Source organism: Microvirga sp. Mcv34, assembly GCF_024519725.1.
Taxonomy (GTDB): domain Bacteria; phylum Pseudomonadota; class Alphaproteobacteria; order Rhizobiales; family Beijerinckiaceae; genus Microvirga.
Window position 1 is genome coordinate 1 of sequence record NZ_JALJRK010000018.1, and the last position, 19,179, is coordinate 19,179.

The following is a 19,179-nucleotide window of genomic DNA, read 5'->3' on the forward strand; positions in this document are numbered from 1 at the left end:
TCGGCCTTGTAGGCCTCGATCTCCTCCGGCCTGGCCCGGCGCCAACAGTATTCTTTCGCGGTCGCCCGCTCGACAAAGATGAACGCTTCGTGCGGGGGATTCGCGGTCCTGTAGACCAAGCCGGCCTGCATGCCTTCGCGGCGTCCGCGGGAGATCGCATATTCCTGGCGCTCCCACCGCGCGTGGCGGATTCGCGCCCGGTCGGCCGCGCCGGCCGGGTCGTACAGGTCTTCGGCCTGCTCCCTCGTGATGTCGACGAGCTGGCCCTCCCTGACGACGGCGAAGCGGATGTCCATGCCGCGCTGGTCATCGAGGGACCGCATGTAGATCGCGCCCTCCACGAGGGGGATCCGCCACGTCCGCACCCAGGCCCGGGCGTCGGCGCCGCGCTCGGTCTTCCACTCCACCTTTTCCATGGGGCCGCACGGCAGCCGTCCATCGTCGGCGACCATGGCGGCGTAGCGGTCCGTGGCGGGGTGCCACTTGGTGCGCCACAGGATGCGGTTGCGGGGCAGCGTGGCTTCGAGGACGGGGGCTTCGTTTGTCATGCCACCAGGATACCCGCTTCGCAGCATACCGCAAGATTAAATTAAGACATCCTTATCGTCTGCGTCCTCGCGTCAACTCTGAACGCCAGATATCCAGCCATCCGTAAAGCATATAGGGAAATCAACTTTGAACGGCGTTCAATGTAACCTTGGGGTTACATTTAGGTGTTCTCTTGTTGGTGCGAAATATGTCAAGGATAGTCTGGCGAATCCGCAAATCGGTGGTAGCATCTTCTTACGAGGAGCACCGCATGACATTACTGACAGCAGAGGACGTCCGCACCCGCCTCAAGGCCGCCTGCCAGGATGCCGGGGGCCAGGCCGCATGGGGCAAGGCGCACCGGGTCTCCGGCGCGTACGTCAACGACATCATCCATGGCCGGCGCGATCCCGGGTCGCTCGTGCTGGGCCCGCTGGGGCTGCGCCAGGTCGAGCGCCTCTACGCCCCCGCCGATGAGACCTGGCACCCGGAGCACGCCTACGACGCCGCCGCGCTGAGCCGGGAGGACTGAGCATGTCGGAGCACTACGAGCACTACTCGAAGGCCATGGGCAACGGCGAGCTCGTCGACCAGTACAAGAAGCTCCTGCAGTGGAAGCAGGACTGCCTCGGGCGCTTCCTCGATCTCGAACACGAACTCGACAGCATGGACGACGGCTACGAGGACCGGCACGCCGAACTCTGCAGCGAGCTCGATAGCCTCAAGTCCGACCTCTCCGACGTGCGCAAGGAGCTCCTGGCGCGCGGCCTGATCAAGAAGAAGGAGAAGCGCTGATGGCCGGGTGCAAGATCCCCCGCGCCGTGCTGGAGCGCGCCCTGGCCGCGGGCGAGACGTATCGCGCCATCGCCGCGAAGCACCCCGGCGCCACGTCCGCTGACGTCCGCATGCGCTGCGAAGGCCTCGGCCTCGCGAAGCGGATGCCGGGCCGCAAGCCCGCCAAGTGGAACTTCACGGACGCTCAGCTCCGCGCCGAGCTCGCGACGCCCAAAACCCTGCGCGAGATCGGCGCGATCCTCGGGTGCCACCGGACGACGGTGAGGTACCGCGCCAGCGTCCTCGGGATCCCGACGGCCCCGCACCTGCGCGAGGCCTACCGGCGCAACGGCGAGCACCTGAAGAAGCGCGATCCCGAGGCCGAGCTCATCGCGATGCTCGACCGTCTCGGCGGCCCGAAGTCCAGCAACAACCAGGAGGCAGCATGACCATGAAGCCGCTTACGTCCTACGGAGCCCCCGATCCGGAGCTCATGGGCCCGCGCCCCCGCAAGCCCCTCCCGGCGCACTGTCACTGGTTCCGCGAGTTCCCCTGCCGCAACGGCTTCCAGATGGAGCAGCGCGGAGGCCTCTACGACGACGGGCACGTCTACCGCTACCGCGTCACGCCGCCGGGTGAGCGGAAGGTCCCCGAGATCCTCACGCCCGGCACGCTCGTGCGGATGTCCTGGTGCGAGTGCTCCTATGTCGTCCTGTCGACCACCGGACCGTTCTGGTTCCACGACCCCGACAGCAGCAGGGTCTTCGAGAAGTGGTCGCTCCAGCTCGTGAGCCCGGACGAGTGGGAGACCGGCCGCAAGGAGCCGACGGCATGGGTCAACGACCTTGTCGCCGTCGGCAGCCGCGTTAGGGCGCTGTTCGAAAACAACGACGACGAGATCGTCGTCGAAGGCAAGCACGCGGCCGTGCGCAAGCCGGCGCCGAAGGCCGTCACGAGGCCCGTTCAACTGGAGATGTTCGCATGATCACCCACACCGAAATCCACCCGGCCGACGAGCTCGGCAACGTCCGTCTGCAGATCGCCGCGCTGCGCCTGAAGGAGCGCCGCCTCACCACAACCATCGTCGCCGACCGCGAGCTGCGCGTCGGCCAGGACAGCTACGCCGAGGTCTACGAGCGCAAGACCGCAACCGGTGTCGAGACCGTCGTCCTGTCGCGCTTGCTGCCGACGCTGGAGGAGTTCCTGATGCTGCTCAAGGGCGACCTGCTCATCATCCACACAGAGACCACGGGCCTATTCCCGGCGCGCGGTGACTGCATGCTGTCGCTCGGCGCCCTTCAGGCACACTACGGGTGGTACACCCTCATCGGGGTCCTGCACGGGTCTATTCGCGATGAGCGGCGCCTGAACATCGGCGAAGAGTACCTCAGGCATTTCAGCGGGGAGGGCCGCGCGTCATCCCCGGAGGCCTTCAAGGTCCACGGGATCACGGACGAATGGGCCGCCTCGAAGGCGCCGTTCTCGGTGCGGGCCGACGAGGTGATGGAGCTCCTGTGCCCGGAGGAAGGCGAGCGGCCTGTACTGTGCGGGCACAACATTCCCTTCGACATCGCCTTCATCAATGCGGAGCTCGGGCGCTGCGGATACAGCACGCTCGACAACCAGACCGTCGACACCCGGCTCATCTCGAAGGTCCTGTGGCCGACCGAGAAGGGCTCGCTCGATGCCCTGTGCGAGCGCCTCGGCGTCGACCGCGGCGACAGGGACCAGCGCCAAGACGCCCTCCATGACTGCCACCTGGTGGCGAAGTGCATCCCCGGCCTGGTCGCCGAAATCGAAAAGAGGCTCGCATGACTGAGTTCACCCCCGACGCCCTGGACCCGCTGCCCGGCGAGCTGCCGCGCCAGCACATCGCGCGCCTGCGCAAGTACCTCGTCGCCCTGCTGCACACGCTGGCCGAGGACGACGACGCCAGGACGCCGCTGCAGGCGGCGCTGGACGAGGTCGAGGCCATCCTGGCCGACGCCGCCCACCGCGCCGCGGGCCGGCTCCAGGCGGCCCTGGTCGCCCGCATGCAAGACACGGCGGCCGAAACCGTGGCCCCGGCCGACAGCTTCGAGCAGGTAGTCCAGGGCCTCGACGCCCCGCCGCATGACGCGCTGGACAGGCTCATCCCGTCGGACCCCGAAGAGAGAGCGGCCCTGAAGGCCTTCACCGAAGAGCTCATCGGGGACGCTACGCCGGCGCAGTCGCAGGACGCCACGCCGGCCGAGGCCCCGGCCGTGAAGGCGCCCCCGCCGAAGTTGAGGCCGAACGTGCCGGCCAGGAGGACAGCAGATGCAGGACAGCAAGGAAGTCGGAAGACTGAAGATCGTGCAGCTAAGCCCGCTGCTCCAGCGCCTCGCGCACCCCTTGCTCGGGGCCCAGGAGCTCGCCCTGCTGGAAACGCCGTCGCAGCGGCTGCCCGGCAACCGGCAAGCGCGCCGCCGGCAGGCCGCCCTGGCGCGGCGAGCTCGCTGAGCGGGCTCAAGAAGGCCTCCGGGCAGAACGAGCGCGCGGAGGGCCCCGTCGAGGCGGCGCCCGGGCGGCCGCAGCGGGAGCCGTACAAGCCTGGGCCGGATCCCCAGAAAGGGCGCATGCATCCTGACGGCTGCTACGAGACCGCGAACACCATGCGGCTGCCGTGCGGCAAGGTCATCGTGAAACCGCCGCCCATGGAGCCCGGGGACTCTGAAATTCCATGGTGAGGAGACAGCACATGAAGCACGGTTACCAGCCCAAGAAGCCCTCGAAGGAGCCGAAGCGGATGCCCCGCGGTGGCTCCGCCGTGAAGCGTCCCGAGAGCACCCGGTCGTCCGGGGCCGACTTCGCCCGCACGCTCAGCCAGATGGCGACCAACTTCAGCAAGTGGGTCGACGACTATCAAAAGGAGAGCGCGCAGAACCGCCGGGAGCAGATCGACGAGGCGAAGCGCAAGCGGGCTGAGGAGCTCGGGTGCTCCGTCGCCCTGCTGGAGATCCTCGACGCACAGCGCAAGGAGATCTCCGGCCTCACGGGCAAGGTCGCTCAGATGCGCGAGCAGGTCGCCACGCTCTACCGCACCGTCGGCAACCTGTCGTCGCGGCCGCTGCCCGAGGACCTGCAGGCCGTCCTCGCGGAGATCCAGGACCGGCTCGCCACGCTGGAGAAGGCCCAGCCGGAGGCGGCGGAGAGCCCGTCCTAAAAGAATAGGAAAACATCGGATTCGGCCGATTCCGCCGTTTTTGATTTTGTTACGTTCGTCGACGCGCCAGGCGGTCAGTGGCGCCCCAGCATGCAAACACAGACATCCAGCATCCAAAGCATCACGCCATGAAGACCACGAAGACCACCCAAGCCAGCGCCAACCTCCAAAGCCTGGGCTACATCCGTTGACCTCGCCACGGGTTCGCGGCGTAGAAGGCGGCCATCCGCTCGTACGTCCCCATGACCGGGCGGGCGACCTCCTTGCGTGTCTCCTCGCGCTCGTTGGTGGCGTAGGGGGCAGCGCGGCCCGGGGAACGTGGCAGTCACCCGACCACGCCTACATGCTCGCCTGTGGCCCGTGCGGCTCCCGGTGGACGCCGCCGATGTAAGTGTTCCAAAGATCGTCTCCCTCGCGCCCGGGCTTGTCCTCGTCGAAGCAGGTCCAGGACGTTTCCAGCCAAGAGCTATCGGGCCATGCCGCGCTCGTCCGCATCCAGAAGAGTTTCATGGCCGGGACACTCACTGTTTACGCCTGCCAGCGTATAGCCTCCCCGGGGAGGCCTTCATGCTCGAAGACATTAGGGACATCCAGTGGACGCTCGACCGTGAACTGCACGGGACCATCACTTACGTGACCGGCCGCAAGGTCGTCGTCATCGTGTCGGAGGATCGCGTCGCCGAGGAGCTGCCCGAGGCCTTCGAGGACGACGCGCAGCGCGACCGGATGGTCAAGGTCCTCCTCGTGGCGGAGGCTCAGGCGCAGGCCTGAAGGACCTCCTCGTCCTCGGTGCCGTCCATGCGCTTGAGGATGCGGTCCAGGCTCACCGGCGCAAAGCCCCAGCAATCGACGCCCACGTCCGTGCTCTGCTCGTCGCCGCGCAGGCCCCCGTGCGAGTGGCCGTACAGGTGCAGGGCGCCCCAGTGCTGCTTGTTCCAGGTCCTCAGCGCATAGTGAAAAAGGATCAAGTCCTTATCGTCGACGGTGACTTCGAGGTACTGGTGCTGGGCGTCCCAAGCCAACCTCTTCCCCCTCTGCTCGTGGTTGCCCCAGATGAGGACCTTCCGCCCGCGCAGCTTGGAGAACACGCTCTGCGCATACTCAAGCGAGCACCGGTAGGCGAAGTCCCCCAAGTGAAAAACGGTGTCCTTTGGGCCTACCGTAGCGTTCCAGTTCGCGATCATCACGGCGTCCATCTCCTCCACGGAGCTGAACACGAGATCCCGGCGGCAGTGCATGGATTCCTTCAGAAGTCCCCGATGCCCAAAATGGGTGTCTGCTGTGAACCACGTCTTGGCCATGGTGCCCTCCTTTCGAGACTGAATCTTCAGACTCTCACACAGGATTCGCAGCTGCAATCAGCATGTTAGCCGTTCTTAGGACTTCTCTGGCCGGAGGGGTTGCCTGTGGATAACTTGGCTTTGTCAGGGTCTCTTGCTTAGAGGACCTTGTGGCTTTCCCGCTGCGCCTTTTGTCAGGCGCACATGCGACCGATGTGCGCCTCTCCCGAGCGGAGATGGTTAACCGGGGCCTGTGGATTGGAAAGCATGACGGGCCGGATCGGTTGACCCGATTCGTCGGGATCTGCGAGTCTCGCACTCATGAGCACGTATCAACTAATCTACGCCGAGTTCGACATCTCCGCGATCCACGAGGGCGCCAACGCTGACGCGGACGAGCCCCTCGACCTGGAGGCCGCGCAATACGTGCCCGAGCTCTGTGGGGCGTTCACGGTCCCCATGCTGCGGGCCGCAATAAAACGCGGCGACCTGCGCCCGGAGCGGCACGGCCGCCTGCTGTACCTGACCAGAAATCTGATTGCCGAGTGGAGAGACCGTTGCCGACCGAGCCCAAGCGCAAGCGCGCCAGCAAGAGAAAGAAGCCCCGCACCCTCGGCGTCGTCCGCCGGGGCGAGCCGTACCTCTGGCTCCGCGACGGGCGGATTGGATCGGACGGCATCGAGCGCGGCGCCCTCTACATCATCATGCACAAGGGCAAGCAGGTCGCCGGCACTGGCTGCGGCCCTGGCCAAGAGCAGGAAGCTCTCGAAGCGCTAGAGGACTACAAGGCCTCGCTGCACCAGCCGGTCACGCTCAAGAACCAGCCAGCCCACAAGGTCGCCATCGCGGACGTGATCAGCCGCTACCTCGACGCCAAGAAGGGCCAGGTCAAGCGCATCGAGGAGTACGGGCAGCGTGCCGTCGTGCTGCTTGAGTGGTGGGGCGAGCGGACCTTGGCCGACATCGACTCCGTCACCTGTGCGGAGTACGTGGCGCACCGCGCCGGCACGCCTTGGAAGGCCCACGCCAAGCTCGGGACCGGTAAGGACGGCAAGCCGGCAAGGCGAGGGCACTCGCGCCCCGTGAAGGCCAGGACGGTGTCGGCAGCCGGCGCCCGGCGCGAGCTGGAGGATCTACGGGCGGCGGTCAACCTTGCCATCGCCGACGGCCTGACGCGCGAGATGGTCAAGGTTACCTTGCCGGACAAGTCCAACGGCCGGGAGCGGTGGCTGGCCCGGCACGAAGCTGCCCGCATGCTCTTGGCCGCATGGCGCAAGCGCGAATTCCAGAAGGGGCGCGAGACGGACAAGTACTGCGCCCGACACGTTGCCAGGTTCCTGCTCGTCGGCCTGCGAACCGGCACGAGGGCAGGGGCCATCTGCGCAGCCTCGTTCATCCCTGAGATCGGGAAGCCCTGGGTCGAGCTCAAGGTCGAGGGCGGCCGGCGCGTCGCCATCTTCCATCGGAAGGCGCTTGGGGAGACTGAGGCGAAGAACAAGCGATACCCGACCGTCCGGCTGCCGGACCGGCTCGTGGCCCACCTGTGGCGGTGGCATCACGTCCTCAAGCAAAGGTACGTCGTCGAGTGGCGGGGCAAGCCGGTCGGCACGACGCAGCGGGCGTTCTCGAACCTCGTCTACGAGCTCGGGTTGGGGGACGATGTGGTCCGCCATACGCTCCGCCATACCGCGGCGACCTGGGGCATGCAGGAGGGCGTCGACCTCTGGGAGCTGGCCGGCTATCTCGGCATGTCGACGGAGGTCCTGGAGCGTCGCTACGGGCACCATTCGCCGACCCACATGGAGGGCGCAAGGAAGGCCATGGGCGGGCAGGGTAGGAAGAAAAGGACGGGATGACCGAACCTACGATCTTGGGAAGATTGTTTGGTCGAATGTTTGGTCGGGGAAAACTCGGTCGGGGCGGCCGACCATTCAAACCCTTATGGATCAAAGGTTTGAATGGTCGGAGTGGCAGGATTTGAACCTGCGACCCCCACGTCCCGAACGTGGTGCGCTACCAGACTGCGCTACACTCCGACACCGAGAAATTCCCGGGAGGCCGGTCTTATAGCGGCGAGGCGGGAACGCCGCAAGGGGAGAATTCGGTCTTTCTTCGAGATATTCGACCTCACGCAAAACGCTGTTGCCAGCCGCCATCCGGCCGATTATGTACACGCCACATCTGTTGGGGCGTCGCCAAGTGGTAAGGCAGCGGTTTTTGGTACCGCCATTCCCAGGTTCGAATCCTGGCGCCCCAGCCAACCTTCCATCTCTTGAAAAACCACTGCGAAATCAAAGCTTTGTACGGTAGGCCAGAGCCCCTGGTAGCACCGCAAGTAGCCCTGACGGTAGCACTGAGGTGCCCCTGTGAAAAAGGGCCGTGAGGGTTCGATGGGTGACGACGTTGATCCCTCCTTCCATTTAGTCGGATCTCATGCGGTGTCCGCTGCGACGGGCCTCGTCTAGGGAGCCGCGATGCAACGCCTGGCTCGTTCCCGAAGCGGAACGCCCTACGGGATTACCCGTGCCGCCAGACCTTCACGGCGGAAACAAGTAAGATCACGGCCAGGGCCGGGAGCAGGACTGCACTGGGAACTACGCCGAGCAGAAGACCGCCAATGAAGGTGCCAGCAATCGAACCCGCAGCCATCACAAGCAGGAACGCGCGGTTGCGACCGAGAACCGAGAAGCTCTGGTCGCGGCTGTAGCGGGTGAACCCCACGAGCATCGTCGGCAAGCTCACGGCGAGTGACAGGCTTCCAGCGAGTTTGATGTCGGCTCCGAACAGCAAGACCAGGGTCGGGATCAGCAGTTCGCCCCCCGCCACGCCAAGTAGGGAGGCCACAACGCCGATCACGAACCCAGCAGCAATGCCAGCGACGAACTGCGCCCATCCCGTCAGGAGAGGTTGACCTGCGGTTGCATGATGACCGAACACCAACACCCCGGCGATGACGACCAAGAGAACTGCGATCACTCGGTAGAGGGTCTCTGACTTGAGGCGTGTTGCCCATCCGGCCCCCACCCAGGCTCCCAGGAGGCTCCCGGCCAGCAAGTTGATCACGATGGGCCAATGGGCTGCGATCAACCCGAAGGGCACCGTCCCCGCTCGGAAGGGCAGGGCAGATGCGACGACGACGAGGCTCGTGGCTTTGTTCAGGATCACGGCTTCCAGTGCCACGAACCGGAATAGCCCGATGAGCAGCGGCAGGCGGAACTCCGCGCCACCAAGGCCGATCAACCCGCCAAGTGTGCCGATGACGACACCACTGCCGAACGCGGCGGGAAGGTTCCGAGAATGGGAAGGCCCTTCTGGTGTCCGCATCAACTCACCCTTGACGGTTCTCTGAAATGTCCATAAGTCTCGACACATGGAACAGACAGAAGCCATTCTCGCGCTCGCGGCTTTAGCCCAGCCCACACGGCTGGACGTGTTTAGGACGCTCGTCAAGCACGAGCCTCACGGGATGCCAGCGGGAGAAATCGCACGGGAACTCGCTGTGCCTCACAACACGATGTCCAGCCATCTCAACATTCTCTCCCGCGCTGGGCTCGTCACCTCCGAACGTCAAAGCCGGTCCATCATCTACTGGGCCGACCTCGGCCAGCTCCAGAAGGTCGTGACGTACCTCCTCAAGGACTGCTGCGGTGGCCACCCCAGCGTATGTGCGCCCCTGCTGGATGCGCTGAACCCCTGCTGCTCCCCAAAGGAAACCGCCAATGGCTGACGATAGCGTCACGATCCTCCACAACCCCGCCTGCGGCACGTCCAGGAACACCTTGAGCCTCATCCGAGGTGCGGGGATTGAGCCGGTAGTCGTCGAATACTTGAAGACGCCACCGACGAAGAGCGAGCTTCGCGAGCTGATCGACGCGATGGGCGTCCCAGTTCGGGAGGTCGTGCGTGAGAAGGGCACCCCATTCAAAGAGCTGGGCCTCGATGCTCCTGGCGTGACCGATGACGACCTCCTGGACGCCATGATCGCGCACCCGATCCTGATCAACCGCCCCATCGTTTCGACCGCGCAGGGCGTGAAGCTGTGCCGACCCTCCGAGTTGGTTCTCGACCTCCTGCCGCCGGGATCGGTCCCAGACCTCGCCAAGGAAGAGGGAGCCCCGTTCCTCGTCGATAAGCAGGTTCCATCCTCGAAGGAAATGACTGACGCGCTCCAGGCCGAGGGTCTGCCTACGGACGATCTGGAGGATGCCGACCGGACCTTCTTCCAATACGACACCCTGGGTGGCTCCCAGGTCGGCTACGGAGGCTTCGAGAGGTACGGGTCCGATGTACTTCTCCGGTCGATGGTTGTCCTGCCTGAGATGCGAGGGCAGGGCATTGGTCGGAACATGACCCTCCTGTTGATGCGCCGTGCTTTTGATCAGGGCGCTCGTACCGCCTATGTGCTGACCACCTCTGCTCGCCCGTTCTTCGAGGCCCAGGGTTTCAAGGCGATCAACCGCGAGGAGGCCCCTGCGTCGATCCTCGCGACCCGTCAGGCGTCCAGCCTGTGCCCGTCCAGCGCCACTCTGCTGGCCCGACGCATCACCTTCTGAGGGTTCGACACGATGTCCACGTTCGAGCGGTATCTGACCGTATGGGTGGCCCTGTGCATCATCGCGGGGATCGCCTTGGGGCACCTCATGCCCGGTGTCTTCCACGTCATCGCGTCAGCCGAGGTCGCCAATGTAAACCTGCCGGTGGCGGTCCTGATCTGGCTGATGATCATCCCGATGCTCCTCAAGATCGACTTCGCGGCCCTGGGCCAAGTCGGCAAGCACTGGCGCGGGATTGGCGTGACCCTTTTCATCAACTGGGCGGTCAAGCCGTTCTCGATGGCTGCCCTCGGCTGGTTCTTCGTGGGCTACTTGTTCAGGCCGTACCTACCTGCCGACCAGATCAACTCCTACATCGCAGGTCTCATCATCCTGGCCGCTGCTCCGTGTACCGCGATGGTGTTCGTGTGGAGCAACCTGACGAAGGGGGAGCCTCACTTCACCTTGAGCCAAGTTGCGCTCAACGACGCGATCATGGTCATCGCCTTCGCCCCCATCGTGGCCCTGCTGCTCGGCCTTTCCGCCATCACAGTGCCGTGGGGAACGCTCGTCCTGTCGGTCATCCTCTACATCGTCATTCCCGTGGTCGTGGCGCAGGTCCTCCGCAGGCGTGTCCTGGCATCCGGTGGGGAACCCGCCCTCGCTCGGTTGCTCGAAGTAATGGGGCCTGCGTCCCTGGTGGCGCTCCTGACGACCCTGGTTCTTCTCTTCGGGTTCCAGGGCGAACAAATCCTGGCGCAGCCGCTGGTCATTGCCCTTCTGGCCGTGCCGATCCTCATCCAGGTCTACTTCAACTCAGGTCTGGCCTACGTCCTGAACCGCTTGGTGGGTGAGAAGCACTGCGTCGCCGGTCCATCAGCCCTAATCGGCGCATCGAACTTCTTCGAGTTGGCCGTAGCGGCAGCCATCAGCCTCTTCGGGTTCCAATCTGGTGCCGCCCTGGCCACGGTCGTGGGTGTCCTGGTGGAGGTGCCCGTGATGCTATCGGTCGTGTGGATCGTGAACAGGAGCCAACATTGGTACGAGCGAGGGACCAAGCAGTCCCCGCAAGGTGTCGAAAGGATTGCAGCAGGTGAGTGACCTCCCGAACATCGACTACGATCAGCTTCGTATGCCAGACCTCCAGTGGCTCGAAGTCGGTCAGGTTTCGACGCACAGACCTCGCATCCTTCTCCTCTACGGGTCGCTCCGCCAGCGTTCCTACAGCCGCTTCCTGACGCTGGAGGCCGAGCGCCTGTTGCAGCACTTCGGAGCCGAGACCCGCGTGTTCGACCCGCATGGGCTCCCGTTGCCGGATGCGACCGCGAGCGATCACCCCAAGGTCCAGGAACTACGGGAGATGTCCCAATGGTCCGAGGGGCAGGTCTGGTGCAGTCCTGAGCGTCATGGGTCGATGAGCGCAGTCATGAAGGCCCAGATCGACTGGATACCGCTGGCAGTCGGCTCCATCCGACCCACGCAGGGGCGCACTCTGGCGGTCATGCAGGTTTCCGGTGGATCGCAGTCATTTAACGCGGTGAACCAGTTGCGGGTGCTGGGCCGGTGGATGCGGATGATCACGATCCCCAACCAGTCCTCGGTCGCCAAGGCGTTCCAGGAGTTCGATGAGGAGGGGCGGATGAAGCCCTCATCGTACTATGACCGTGTGGTGGACGTGATGGAGGAACTGATGAAGTTCACGCTCCTGACCCGAGACCGCTCGGCGTACCTCACGGATCGCTACAGCGAGCGAAAGGAAACCGCGCAGAAGGAGGCCAAGCGATTGGCAGCTCTGGCCATGAGCCATGAAGTGGAGGGGACATGACATCTCCTCCTCTCGTTAGAGCTTACGGGTCCCTATAAAGGAGAGGGTGAAGATTACCTTATTGAGATGAGGCTATGAGGTAGCTGTGATGATGGCCTCCACTCCAACCATCTCATAGAACACTTCACTCATGACCTTCTTCGTGACCTCCTCCGCAGATGCACCAACGATCACAGCATCATGCACAGGAAGACCAACAATCTCCTGATCCCGCAGGCGGAGGAGAACCTCAACCATCACTTCGCTCTCACGGTATTGGAGGTGATGTCCGATCCCAGTCTCGAAGTAATGGGCAATCGGTTGATGGAACTCACGTAGGCGCTCGACAAGGGTCTTGATGTTCTCCTTCGGGAGGAGGCTCTCGGTATCCTTCGGCTTCCTCTCCAGGGGCTTCTCAGTGAACAGGAGGGCATTGAGGAGTTTCTTGTACCCGTCGCGGAACTTGGCAGGGTCTCCAGCACCTGGGACCAAGTAGGCGTCGGTAGTCGGGGGCTCTGCACCGGCCATGCCGTAAAGTATCCGTGGCGTCATTTGGCCATAGTCGAGTTCGACAGCGTTCTCACCGCCGATGACGAGTTTTTTCAAACGTCCCTGCTTCTGCATGGTCTGCCACCGACCACCGAAGAGACGACCGCCCTTCTCAAATGAGCCCTGGGTGAAGAAACGACGAAGACGACGGTCCCTTTCGTCCAGTTCGCTAAACGTGAGGTTTCCAGGATCGAAGATGTGGATGTCAGCTTGATCAAGCCACTCGTTGATCGTTTTGAGGCGCGACCGCATTTCAATCGTAGCTGCGGTATCGGCGTACTCGATCTTCTCACCCTGATGCCAGTAGCCCTCCTTGGCCTCCTTGAGGATGATGGTCTCCTCGTTCATCGACCAGCCGATGTCCCATAGTTCGATACCGCTCTCGACAATCCTATTCTTGAGGCGAGGACCGAGCGTGATCAGGGTCTTCTGGTGCCGGTTCGCGAGCGGGTTCTTGTAGCCCTTATCTTGCTTGATGAAGGCCATTTCAGGCGCACTCATAAGGTCGAGTACGTCGGGAAAGGTCTTTCCGAGCACGGGGGAGCGGTATCGGGACTTAACACCCAACTCCCGAAACGACCGTGAAACTGCCAGACCTCCGGTATGTCCTTTCAGATGAGCGTGGGCCAAGTCGCAAACCACTGCCGCAATGGTGGTCTCGAAGACCGTTTGGGCGCTCTTGGTACGTGCCCGTTCACGCGGTTTGCGATGGCGCTCATAGCTTTCCACCTGCCGGATTACGTCGGCTACCAGGGCCTTCGCCTTGTCGGTTCGTGGGGCTCGCCAGGGCTCAAAGAACCTATCATCGGCGAGCTTGATCGGAGCCTCGTTAAGAGCCGAGGCCGGTGTGATCTTCTGTGCTGCGGTCATTAAGTCAGGTCCGATACGGCTTGCTGAAACGATTTGACCTCTTGCTGACGAGCTTCCCAGTCGGCCTTCTCCAACTCGACCAGCTTCATCCCAACCCCGCCGAGGACAGGGACAATCCAGCCTGCGATGACCTGGACAACCCGAGGAGGGAGCTCGCGGTAAACGCGGCGCATCTTGTTGGTCTTGTTGTCGTGCCACACACCCACGTTCACATCCGACAAGCCGCGAACACGGCGAACGAGCTGCGTGGAGAACGCATCATCTGACCGGAAACGCCTCGGCTCCTGGTAGAGCATGAGGTACATGGCGAGTGCCGTCACGATCACCTCTCGGGGCTCGACAGACTGACCGAGTTTCTTGACCTCGCTTGCCGCTCTGACCTCGTGGCGAAGCCCAGGACGCCCGTTGTGGAACGCGGAGAGGATTGCCTCCGCTGATCGGGTCAACGCCAGCCAGCGGTCATCCAGCTGCGCCCAGACGGGGTTGGCTGCGTTCTTCGCAATCCGCGCCTCCACGAGTTTCACGTAGGGCTCCAACTGGGCCTTCGTGACGCCCGCCTGACGGGGATCGCCATGACGCCGCATGACGGCCTTGTGGGTGGTGCAGTGGGCTCCGAACTTCGTGGTGGGCTCGGCGCATCCAGGGACGCGGCAGGTTCTCAACTTGTGCTCCGTTTTATTGCGCCCGTCCTCTCACGGACAGACACGAAAAGAAATGCGGCGGGGAGACGCGAAGGGATTGGCGTTGGGGCGGGATTGGCCGGTTAGTACGACAAGTGCAGTGACTGCACCGATGATTGGTGTCTTCGACGACACCTATCGGCTTCACAAGCCCGTACGTCACTGCCCCCAGGCCGCGAGGTTCGCCTCGGCCTCGACGGGATCGGCCTTGATCCGCAGTACGGTCTGCCTGGACAACTCGGTTGCCCTTCCAATCTCGCTCGTTCCCACGCCCTGTCCGAGGAGGTGCTGCACGGCCTGGAGCTGCTCGCGGCTATAGGATGGCTTGCGGCCCCTGTAGCGGCCTCCTTGCGCCTTCGCGTGTTCAATCCCGGCCCGCTGGGCTTCTTTCGTCGCCTCCGCCTGGGCCTGTGCGGTTGCCGCCATGAAGGCGATCAGAGCGTCCCGCACAGCCTGCTGCATCGGGTCCGTAGTCGCACCGTCGAACGTCATGCCGTTGATGACCGTCTTCACCACGACCCCGCGCCGCATGAACTCACGGATGGTGTCGCTCACATCGCGGTAGTCGCGGCCCAGCCGGTCCACCCACCGGACCACGAGGGTGTCGCCACGGCGCAGTATGTCGAAAAGGCGCTTCCCCTCGGGCCTCTCCGCCAGTGCTGTGCTGACACCTGAGACCCCGTTGTCGGACACTACCTCGTCGATGGAGAACCCTGCGGCCTCTGCCTGGGTCTTCTGGTGGGCGAGGGTCTGATCAGTGGTGGAGACGCGAGCATAAAGGATGGTCTTGGTCATGGCTTCCTCGGGTGTCCGTTAGGGACTTGTCCGTAGATAAGCCTGTCCGTTAATCGAAGTCAACCCTTACGGACACCCTTTCGTCCACCGTATCGTCTGACCTTTAGAGCATACTCTTACGGACAACAGCGTGGAGCCAACAATGGAAGTGGTCTACGATCTTAGCGAGGGGAGATCAGTCTTCGTGGTTTTCCCACTTCTCAAGAAAAGCTCGTGTGATTGGTTCAGAGCGACAGCCGCAGGCTATGGACTGCCCACCACACGCCGGACACTCTTCCATGTCACAACTTCCAGCATGATACTGTCCTGGCAGCACAAAGCAGTCGTGACAGATCATCTTGGTGTGCAGTTGCTTACCTTCCCAGTACTTCTCATCACCGTGGCGGATGCGCTCGAAGGGACGAGTGATCAGGAACACTGGTTCGTGCTGTGCTTGCTCGATCTGTTCTGGCCAAAACCTTGAGACTTTGGTTCCGTTGTACTCGACGAAGTCACCTTCCCACTCGGGCGTTCCACCTTCGACTTCAAGTCCGGTTGCAGAGCGACCCATTTTCTCCAGCAGCAGTGCGGCGACTTCCTCGATAGTTGTGCTCCGCAAGTCCAGATACCCGACGGTGGCATTGAGCCCAGGCAGGATAGTATCGTCGAGCCTGAGCGGCAGGATGTATTCTCTGTTGCTTTCAAAAGAGCGGGCCTGAGCTTGCTGCAACTCGTGTTTTGTCCAAGCCTTTCGAACATAGTGCTCTGAAACGAACACGATGCAGTAGGCGGCTTTATCCTTGTAGACCGATTGCAGGTGCTGAAAGAGGTCCTTCCCCCACAGGGTAGCCTTCGAAAACTCGTCGTAAAACACCTTCAAGCCGTGTCCTTTGACGATCTCGGCGAGATGATGTGCCTGCTGCCTGTCCTCTCCAGCAAACGACAGTGCTACGTCGAACTCATACGCCTCTGGCATTACTGCTTCTCTGGGTGGGGTACGGGGGGAAGTGACCCGCCGCGCTGTTACACAAGGTCTCTCAGATTTTTGCAACAGAATAGTCCGCCCTCATCTCAGCTTGTCGACGGGGCGAGAACACTGCCGCTATGGCTGTTCTGGTTGATGGTTGGCAAGCTGACGCCTGAGGGAAGACTGACGCTCTCCACCACCGTCCGTAGTTGCTCCATGAGCGGCCCCCCGCTGTAAACTCCAAGAGCCATCCCTGGGCGCTTGTGGCCGACCACGACCTCGATCAGGTGCGGCTGTTGTCCTGCCTGCTCGGCCTTGGTGACGAACGTCCTACGCCATGAGTGGAAGGTGACCTTGCTCTGTCGCGCTCCTTCCTCCCGGTCATCGACCCCGACTTGCCTGCGGTACGTCACGAACTCCTTGACGACCTTCTGGCTTTTCTCGATGGGGCTCCCCGGTTTCGGCTCCGGTAGTTCGGGCCAAAGGGTGTCCTTCGGTTTCCTCTTGTCAGTCCTCCGGGTGACGATCTCGGACAGGGCAGGGTGGATCGGGACTTGCCTGATACCCGCCTTCGTCTTCGCTGTGTGAATGTCAAAGTAACCGTTGGTCACATCCTCCACGGTCAACTTGGCGATCTCCTCGACGCGCATCCCGGAGAGGGCTGCAATGGTCATGAAGTCGCGTAGCATGGGGGACGGCTGGACCAGGGCAGGCTTTCTTCGTCCCACGGCCACGACCTTCCCGTTGAACAGGGTCTTGATCTCCTCATTGGTGAAGGGTCTGGGCTCCTCCTTCCTCCCTGCCTTCGGTTTGGGGAGGGACTGCCCTGACCATACATTCTCCTTGGCGATGCCCTTCCGCTCCGCCCACTTCCACAGGCTTGCAATGCAAGAGATGTCCTTGTTGGCCGTCCTCGGGTGGACCCCGGCGTTGGAGAAAGCCTCACTGACATACTGGCCAGCGATCCTTTTGGTGATCCTCTCGATTGCCTCGGGGTGCTTTCCGGCTGCGAGCCATGCGGTGAACTTGGCGACGGCTCTCCGGTAGTCGGTCTGCTGTCTCGGCTTCATGGGCCGCTCGGCGATCCACTGGTCGACATGGGCGCTGATGGGGTTGGCCTTCCCGATGGCGATGGCGTGAAACTCCTTCGCTCTGGTCAAGCCTTCGGCCTCCTCGATCTCCTCCGCTCGCTCCGCAAGGAGACTGGTAGTGATGTCCCATGCTTCCGCCTCGGGGTTGTCCCGGTCGTAGTCCTGGGCCTGCTGCAAATCCAGACGCCACTGCATCGCTTCTCGTATGCGCGACCCCACGGCCCTCTTGGTCTTCCCCCCGTGAACCCTCTCGGCCTCCTCGATTTGCTGCTTCAGGGCGTGGATGATCCCATGCTTGATCAGGTTCGCTCGGGCGAGGCTATCGGTCCCGGTGGTCTGCCGTAGGTGGGCCTTGCCGATGATCTCGCGGAGATGTGCGGGCACCTTCACGTTGACCAGATAGGTGGTCCCCCGTTGAATGAGGAAGCTCTTGTCCTTGCTCGCTGCCATGTCTCTGCTTTGCTTCTATGCCGCCCGGTATCCCCGCAGTAGCACCGGCTGGTAGCACTGGCAATCGATCGAAACCCTTGAAAAGCAAGGAATGTAAGGGGTTGGGTGTTAGTCGGCTTGTATTCCTGGCGCCCCAGCCATCCTCTTAAAATTCAGAACTCGTGATAAAGATCAGTGGGTTACCGTGAGGCACCCGGATCGTAGCGGCCCCGTGGCCGCCTAACCCGATTTTGGCCCGCTGCGCCGCGGCGCTTCTGACGCCAAGAATCCTATCGCCCGAGGTCTGAGGCTCCGTCCGCAATCTCAGTGTCGGACCGGTATTGAATCTTCACCCGCTTGGGATCCGAAAGCAGTTGAGAGCCTTTTCAGGGATCGTCCCAACAAGGCGCCCTCACGTCTGGCGCGGCCACGGCTGAGCCGCACCCGGGTATGGCAAGAGGGACATAGGCTTTATCCGCACCGTCGACGATGGGACTGAACGCTTTGTTTCCGACTTGGGCCGAGGCTCCATGAGTGCGGAATGTTCCGCGGCCTTCGGGGTCAAGATCGGGACAAAATCCTGATCTAGCGGGTGTCTAGATCAATACGTTTCAACACGTGAAGCAATCGGGCAGGCGTTCACGACGATGTGCCGAGCAGGATTTACCTCACGGTCGAGGGGAGAAGCACAATCAGCCTGTTCGTCGATGCCGGCTGCGGGTCAGTTTGTCCAATCATCCAGAGAGGAATGACTTGGTTCACGAGGCACTCTGCCGTCGTACAGGATGAATCGTCGTGGCGAAGGCCTGTCCGTTCGGAGCTCGGACTGCAGGACGACAATAGTCCGAAATCGTGCCGACGCCGAGGTGATCAGCGCATTCGACAGGATAGGACGACGTCCTGCGTTCCGAAGGCTGGACAAAATTCCAAATGTTCATAGATTATATGCACTCAATAGGTTCCGTGGCTTTTTGACTGAGCGTGACCCATGCGATCAGAACCACTGGACGACAGTAGGAAGAAGCGTGAGGCACTGACGTTTCTCATTCTTGCTGTCCTGATATGGCCTTTCATTGCCGTCGGCGTCGTCGCGGGGTGGGGCTTTGTTGTCTGGATGTACTATATGTTTACTGGACCGCCCGGTCCCGTTTGACGAGCGTGCGCCGATGAACGAGCCTCCGGATCTCAAACGGCGCAGCTTCCTCCTCGGCAGGTTTGCCGAGGTGCGCGAGTTCGATGCTCCTCCCGTAGCCTCGATTGGCTCTTCCTGTTTTACGCAGCATGGGATCGCCTGCATGAGTTGTCGCGACGCCTGTTCGACAGGTGCCGTGCGGTTCGAACTCGCCCTCGGCGGAGCGCGCCCTTGGATCGTGAGCGAGGCCTGCACCGGCTGCGGCGCGTGTGCGCAATCCTGTCCCGCTAACGCCATTCGGATTACCTCTGCCGAGGTCGTCTCATGAATGGCGAATGTCACATCTCCAGCCTCGTCGTGCACAGCCGGCCGGATCAGGTTTCCGCGATCATCGAGCGTATTCGCGCCATCGAAGGGGTCGAGATTCATGGTGGGCAGGAAACGGGCAAACTGATCGTGACGCTCGAAACCGAAACCGAGGATCAGGTGGTCGAGCGCATCAACGCCATCCAGCTTCTTGAGGGTGTCCTCGCCGCCACCCTAGTCTTTCATCACTTCGAGCCTGTTCAAGAGCGGGAGTAGACT

At 62.6% G+C, this 19,179-nt stretch carries 25 protein-coding genes and 2 tRNA genes; 17 read left to right on the forward strand and 10 right to left on the reverse strand.

The window, feature by feature from the left end:
* Window positions 1-548: hypothetical protein (locus OC446_RS11835; protein ID WP_262029230.1), on the reverse strand; the 548-nt coding region annotated here is incomplete at its 3' end.
* Between the two features lie 251 nt (window positions 549-799).
* Here OC446_RS11835 and OC446_RS11840 point away from each other — a divergent pair.
* From OC446_RS11840 to OC446_RS11870, 7 genes are read left to right on the forward strand one after another with little or no spacing between them, the layout of a single operon-like run.
* Window positions 800-1,060: a transcriptional regulator gene (locus OC446_RS11840; RefSeq protein ID WP_262029231.1), complete on the forward strand. Its 261-nt coding sequence runs from the start codon at window positions 800-802 to the stop codon at window positions 1,058-1,060.
* 2 nt (window positions 1,061-1,062) lie between these two features.
* On the forward strand, window positions 1,063-1,323 hold the full coding sequence (locus OC446_RS11845; RefSeq protein WP_262029232.1) for a hypothetical protein: 261 nt from the start codon (window positions 1,063-1,065) through the stop codon (window positions 1,321-1,323).
* Entirely contained in the window at window positions 1,323-1,751 is a 429-nt protein-coding gene (locus OC446_RS11850; RefSeq protein ID WP_262029233.1) for a hypothetical protein, read from the forward strand. The genes OC446_RS11845 and OC446_RS11850 overlap by 1 nt, the downstream gene beginning before the upstream one ends.
* On the forward strand, window positions 1,748-2,287 hold the full coding sequence (locus OC446_RS11855; protein ID WP_262029234.1) for a hypothetical protein: 540 nt from the start codon (window positions 1,748-1,750) through the stop codon (window positions 2,285-2,287). Before OC446_RS11850 ends, OC446_RS11855 begins: the two co-directional genes overlap by 4 nt.
* On the forward strand, window positions 2,284-3,117 hold the full coding sequence (locus OC446_RS11860; protein WP_262029235.1) for an exonuclease domain-containing protein: 834 nt from the start codon (window positions 2,284-2,286) through the stop codon (window positions 3,115-3,117). The genes OC446_RS11855 and OC446_RS11860 overlap by 4 nt, the downstream gene beginning before the upstream one ends.
* On the forward strand, window positions 3,114-4,010 hold the full coding sequence (locus tag OC446_RS11865; RefSeq protein WP_262029236.1) for a hypothetical protein: 897 nt from the start codon (window positions 3,114-3,116) through the stop codon (window positions 4,008-4,010). Before OC446_RS11860 ends, OC446_RS11865 begins: the two co-directional genes overlap by 4 nt.
* A gap of 11 nt (window positions 4,011-4,021) precedes the next feature.
* Window positions 4,022-4,486 (forward strand): hypothetical protein, encoded by a 465-nt coding sequence (locus OC446_RS11870; protein WP_262029237.1) that lies wholly within the window; start codon window positions 4,022-4,024, stop codon window positions 4,484-4,486.
* A 339-nt stretch (window positions 4,487-4,825) separates the two neighbouring features.
* Here OC446_RS11870 and OC446_RS11875 read toward each other — a convergent pair whose 3' ends face one another.
* Window positions 4,826-4,996, reverse strand: a complete 171-nt coding sequence (locus OC446_RS11875) for a hypothetical protein (RefSeq protein WP_262029238.1) — start codon at window positions 4,994-4,996, stop codon at window positions 4,826-4,828.
* A gap of 57 nt (window positions 4,997-5,053) precedes the next feature.
* On the opposite strand from OC446_RS11875, the gene OC446_RS11880 reads away from it, so the two are divergent.
* Window positions 5,054-5,257 carry a hypothetical protein gene (locus tag OC446_RS11880; RefSeq protein WP_262029239.1) on the forward strand — a complete coding sequence of 68 codons (204 nt, stop codon included), beginning with the start codon at window positions 5,054-5,056 and terminating at the stop codon, window positions 5,255-5,257.
* Here the strand turns inward: OC446_RS11880 and OC446_RS11885 are convergent.
* Window positions 5,242-5,787 (reverse strand): metallophosphoesterase, encoded by a 546-nt coding sequence (locus OC446_RS11885; RefSeq protein WP_262029240.1) that lies wholly within the window; start codon window positions 5,785-5,787, stop codon window positions 5,242-5,244. The two genes, OC446_RS11880 and OC446_RS11885, sit on opposite strands and share 16 nt — an antisense overlap.
* 536 nt (window positions 5,788-6,323) lie before the next feature.
* Here OC446_RS11885 and OC446_RS11890 point away from each other — a divergent pair.
* Entirely contained in the window at window positions 6,324-7,622 is a 1,299-nt protein-coding gene (locus OC446_RS11890; protein WP_262029241.1) for a tyrosine-type recombinase/integrase, read from the forward strand.
* Window positions 7,623-7,725: 103 nt separating this feature from the next.
* Here OC446_RS11890 and OC446_RS11895 read toward each other — a convergent pair.
* A tRNA-Pro gene (locus OC446_RS11895) sits at window positions 7,726-7,802 on the reverse strand.
* Window positions 7,803-7,951: 149 nt separating this feature from the next.
* Here OC446_RS11895 and OC446_RS11900 point away from each other — a divergent pair.
* Window positions 7,952-8,026, forward strand: a tRNA-Gln gene (locus OC446_RS11900).
* A gap of 257 nt (window positions 8,027-8,283) precedes the next feature.
* Here OC446_RS11900 and OC446_RS11905 read toward each other — a convergent pair.
* The gene (locus OC446_RS11905; protein WP_262029242.1) at window positions 8,284-9,090 is read right to left on the reverse strand and encodes a sulfite exporter TauE/SafE family protein; all 807 of its coding nucleotides are present in this window, start codon (window positions 9,088-9,090) and stop codon (window positions 8,284-8,286) included.
* Between the two features lie 46 nt (window positions 9,091-9,136).
* Between OC446_RS11905 and OC446_RS11910 the strand changes: the two genes are divergently transcribed.
* Genes OC446_RS11910 through arsH form a run of 4 tightly spaced genes read left to right on the forward strand, consistent with a single transcriptional unit; the run spans window position 9,137 to window position 12,123 of the window.
* Window positions 9,137-9,493 (forward strand): ArsR/SmtB family transcription factor, encoded by a 357-nt coding sequence (locus OC446_RS11910; RefSeq protein WP_262029243.1) that lies wholly within the window; start codon window positions 9,137-9,139, stop codon window positions 9,491-9,493.
* Window positions 9,486-10,319, forward strand: coding sequence for an arsenic resistance N-acetyltransferase ArsN2 (gene arsN2 / locus OC446_RS11915; protein WP_262029244.1), 834 nt, complete (start codon window positions 9,486-9,488; stop codon window positions 10,317-10,319). The genes OC446_RS11910 and arsN2 overlap by 8 nt, the downstream gene beginning before the upstream one ends.
* Before the next feature lie 12 nt (window positions 10,320-10,331).
* On the forward strand, window positions 10,332-11,399 hold the full coding sequence (arsB, locus tag OC446_RS11920; protein WP_262029245.1) for an ACR3 family arsenite efflux transporter: 1,068 nt from the start codon (window positions 10,332-10,334) through the stop codon (window positions 11,397-11,399).
* On the forward strand, window positions 11,392-12,123 hold the full coding sequence (gene arsH / locus OC446_RS11925) for an arsenical resistance protein ArsH (RefSeq protein ID WP_410055064.1): 732 nt from the start codon (window positions 11,392-11,394) through the stop codon (window positions 12,121-12,123). The genes arsB and arsH overlap by 8 nt, the downstream gene beginning before the upstream one ends.
* A gap of 72 nt (window positions 12,124-12,195) precedes the next feature.
* Here arsH and OC446_RS11930 read toward each other — a convergent pair whose 3' ends face one another.
* The 5 genes from OC446_RS11930 to OC446_RS11950 form a co-directional block, all read right to left on the reverse strand.
* Window positions 12,196-13,521, reverse strand: coding sequence for a hypothetical protein (locus OC446_RS11930; protein ID WP_262029246.1), 1,326 nt, complete (start codon window positions 13,519-13,521; stop codon window positions 12,196-12,198).
* Window positions 13,521-14,183 (reverse strand): hypothetical protein, encoded by a 663-nt coding sequence (locus tag OC446_RS11935; protein WP_262029247.1) that lies wholly within the window; start codon window positions 14,181-14,183, stop codon window positions 13,521-13,523. The genes OC446_RS11930 and OC446_RS11935 overlap by 1 nt, the downstream gene beginning before the upstream one ends.
* A 177-nt stretch (window positions 14,184-14,360) precedes the next feature.
* Window positions 14,361-14,996 (reverse strand): recombinase family protein, encoded by a 636-nt coding sequence (locus tag OC446_RS11940; RefSeq protein WP_262029248.1) that lies wholly within the window; start codon window positions 14,994-14,996, stop codon window positions 14,361-14,363.
* Window positions 14,997-15,171: 175 nt separating this feature from the next.
* Window positions 15,172-15,951: a toll/interleukin-1 receptor domain-containing protein gene (locus tag OC446_RS11945; RefSeq protein WP_262029249.1), complete on the reverse strand. Its 780-nt coding sequence runs from the start codon at window positions 15,949-15,951 to the stop codon at window positions 15,172-15,174.
* A gap of 95 nt (window positions 15,952-16,046) precedes the next feature.
* Window positions 16,047-17,483: a tyrosine-type recombinase/integrase gene (locus tag OC446_RS11950; protein WP_262029250.1), complete on the reverse strand. Its 1,437-nt coding sequence runs from the start codon at window positions 17,481-17,483 to the stop codon at window positions 16,047-16,049.
* 967 nt (window positions 17,484-18,450) lie between these two features.
* On the opposite strand from OC446_RS11950, the gene OC446_RS11955 reads away from it, so the two are divergent.
* The 3 genes from OC446_RS11955 (at window position 18,451) to OC446_RS11960 (ending at window position 19,176) form a co-directional block, all read left to right on the forward strand.
* Window positions 18,451-18,615, forward strand: coding sequence for a periplasmic nitrate reductase, NapE protein (locus OC446_RS11955; RefSeq protein WP_262029251.1), 165 nt, complete (start codon window positions 18,451-18,453; stop codon window positions 18,613-18,615).
* A gap of 142 nt (window positions 18,616-18,757) precedes the next feature.
* Window positions 18,758-18,922: a 4Fe-4S dicluster domain-containing protein gene (locus OC446_RS31020; protein ID WP_410055065.1), complete on the forward strand. Its 165-nt coding sequence runs from the start codon at window positions 18,758-18,760 to the stop codon at window positions 18,920-18,922.
* Window positions 18,919-19,176, forward strand: a complete 258-nt coding sequence (locus tag OC446_RS11960) for a chaperone NapD (RefSeq protein WP_262029252.1) — start codon at window positions 18,919-18,921, stop codon at window positions 19,174-19,176. The genes OC446_RS31020 and OC446_RS11960 overlap by 4 nt, the downstream gene beginning before the upstream one ends.
* The last annotated feature ends 3 nt before the right edge of the window (window positions 19,177-19,179 follow it).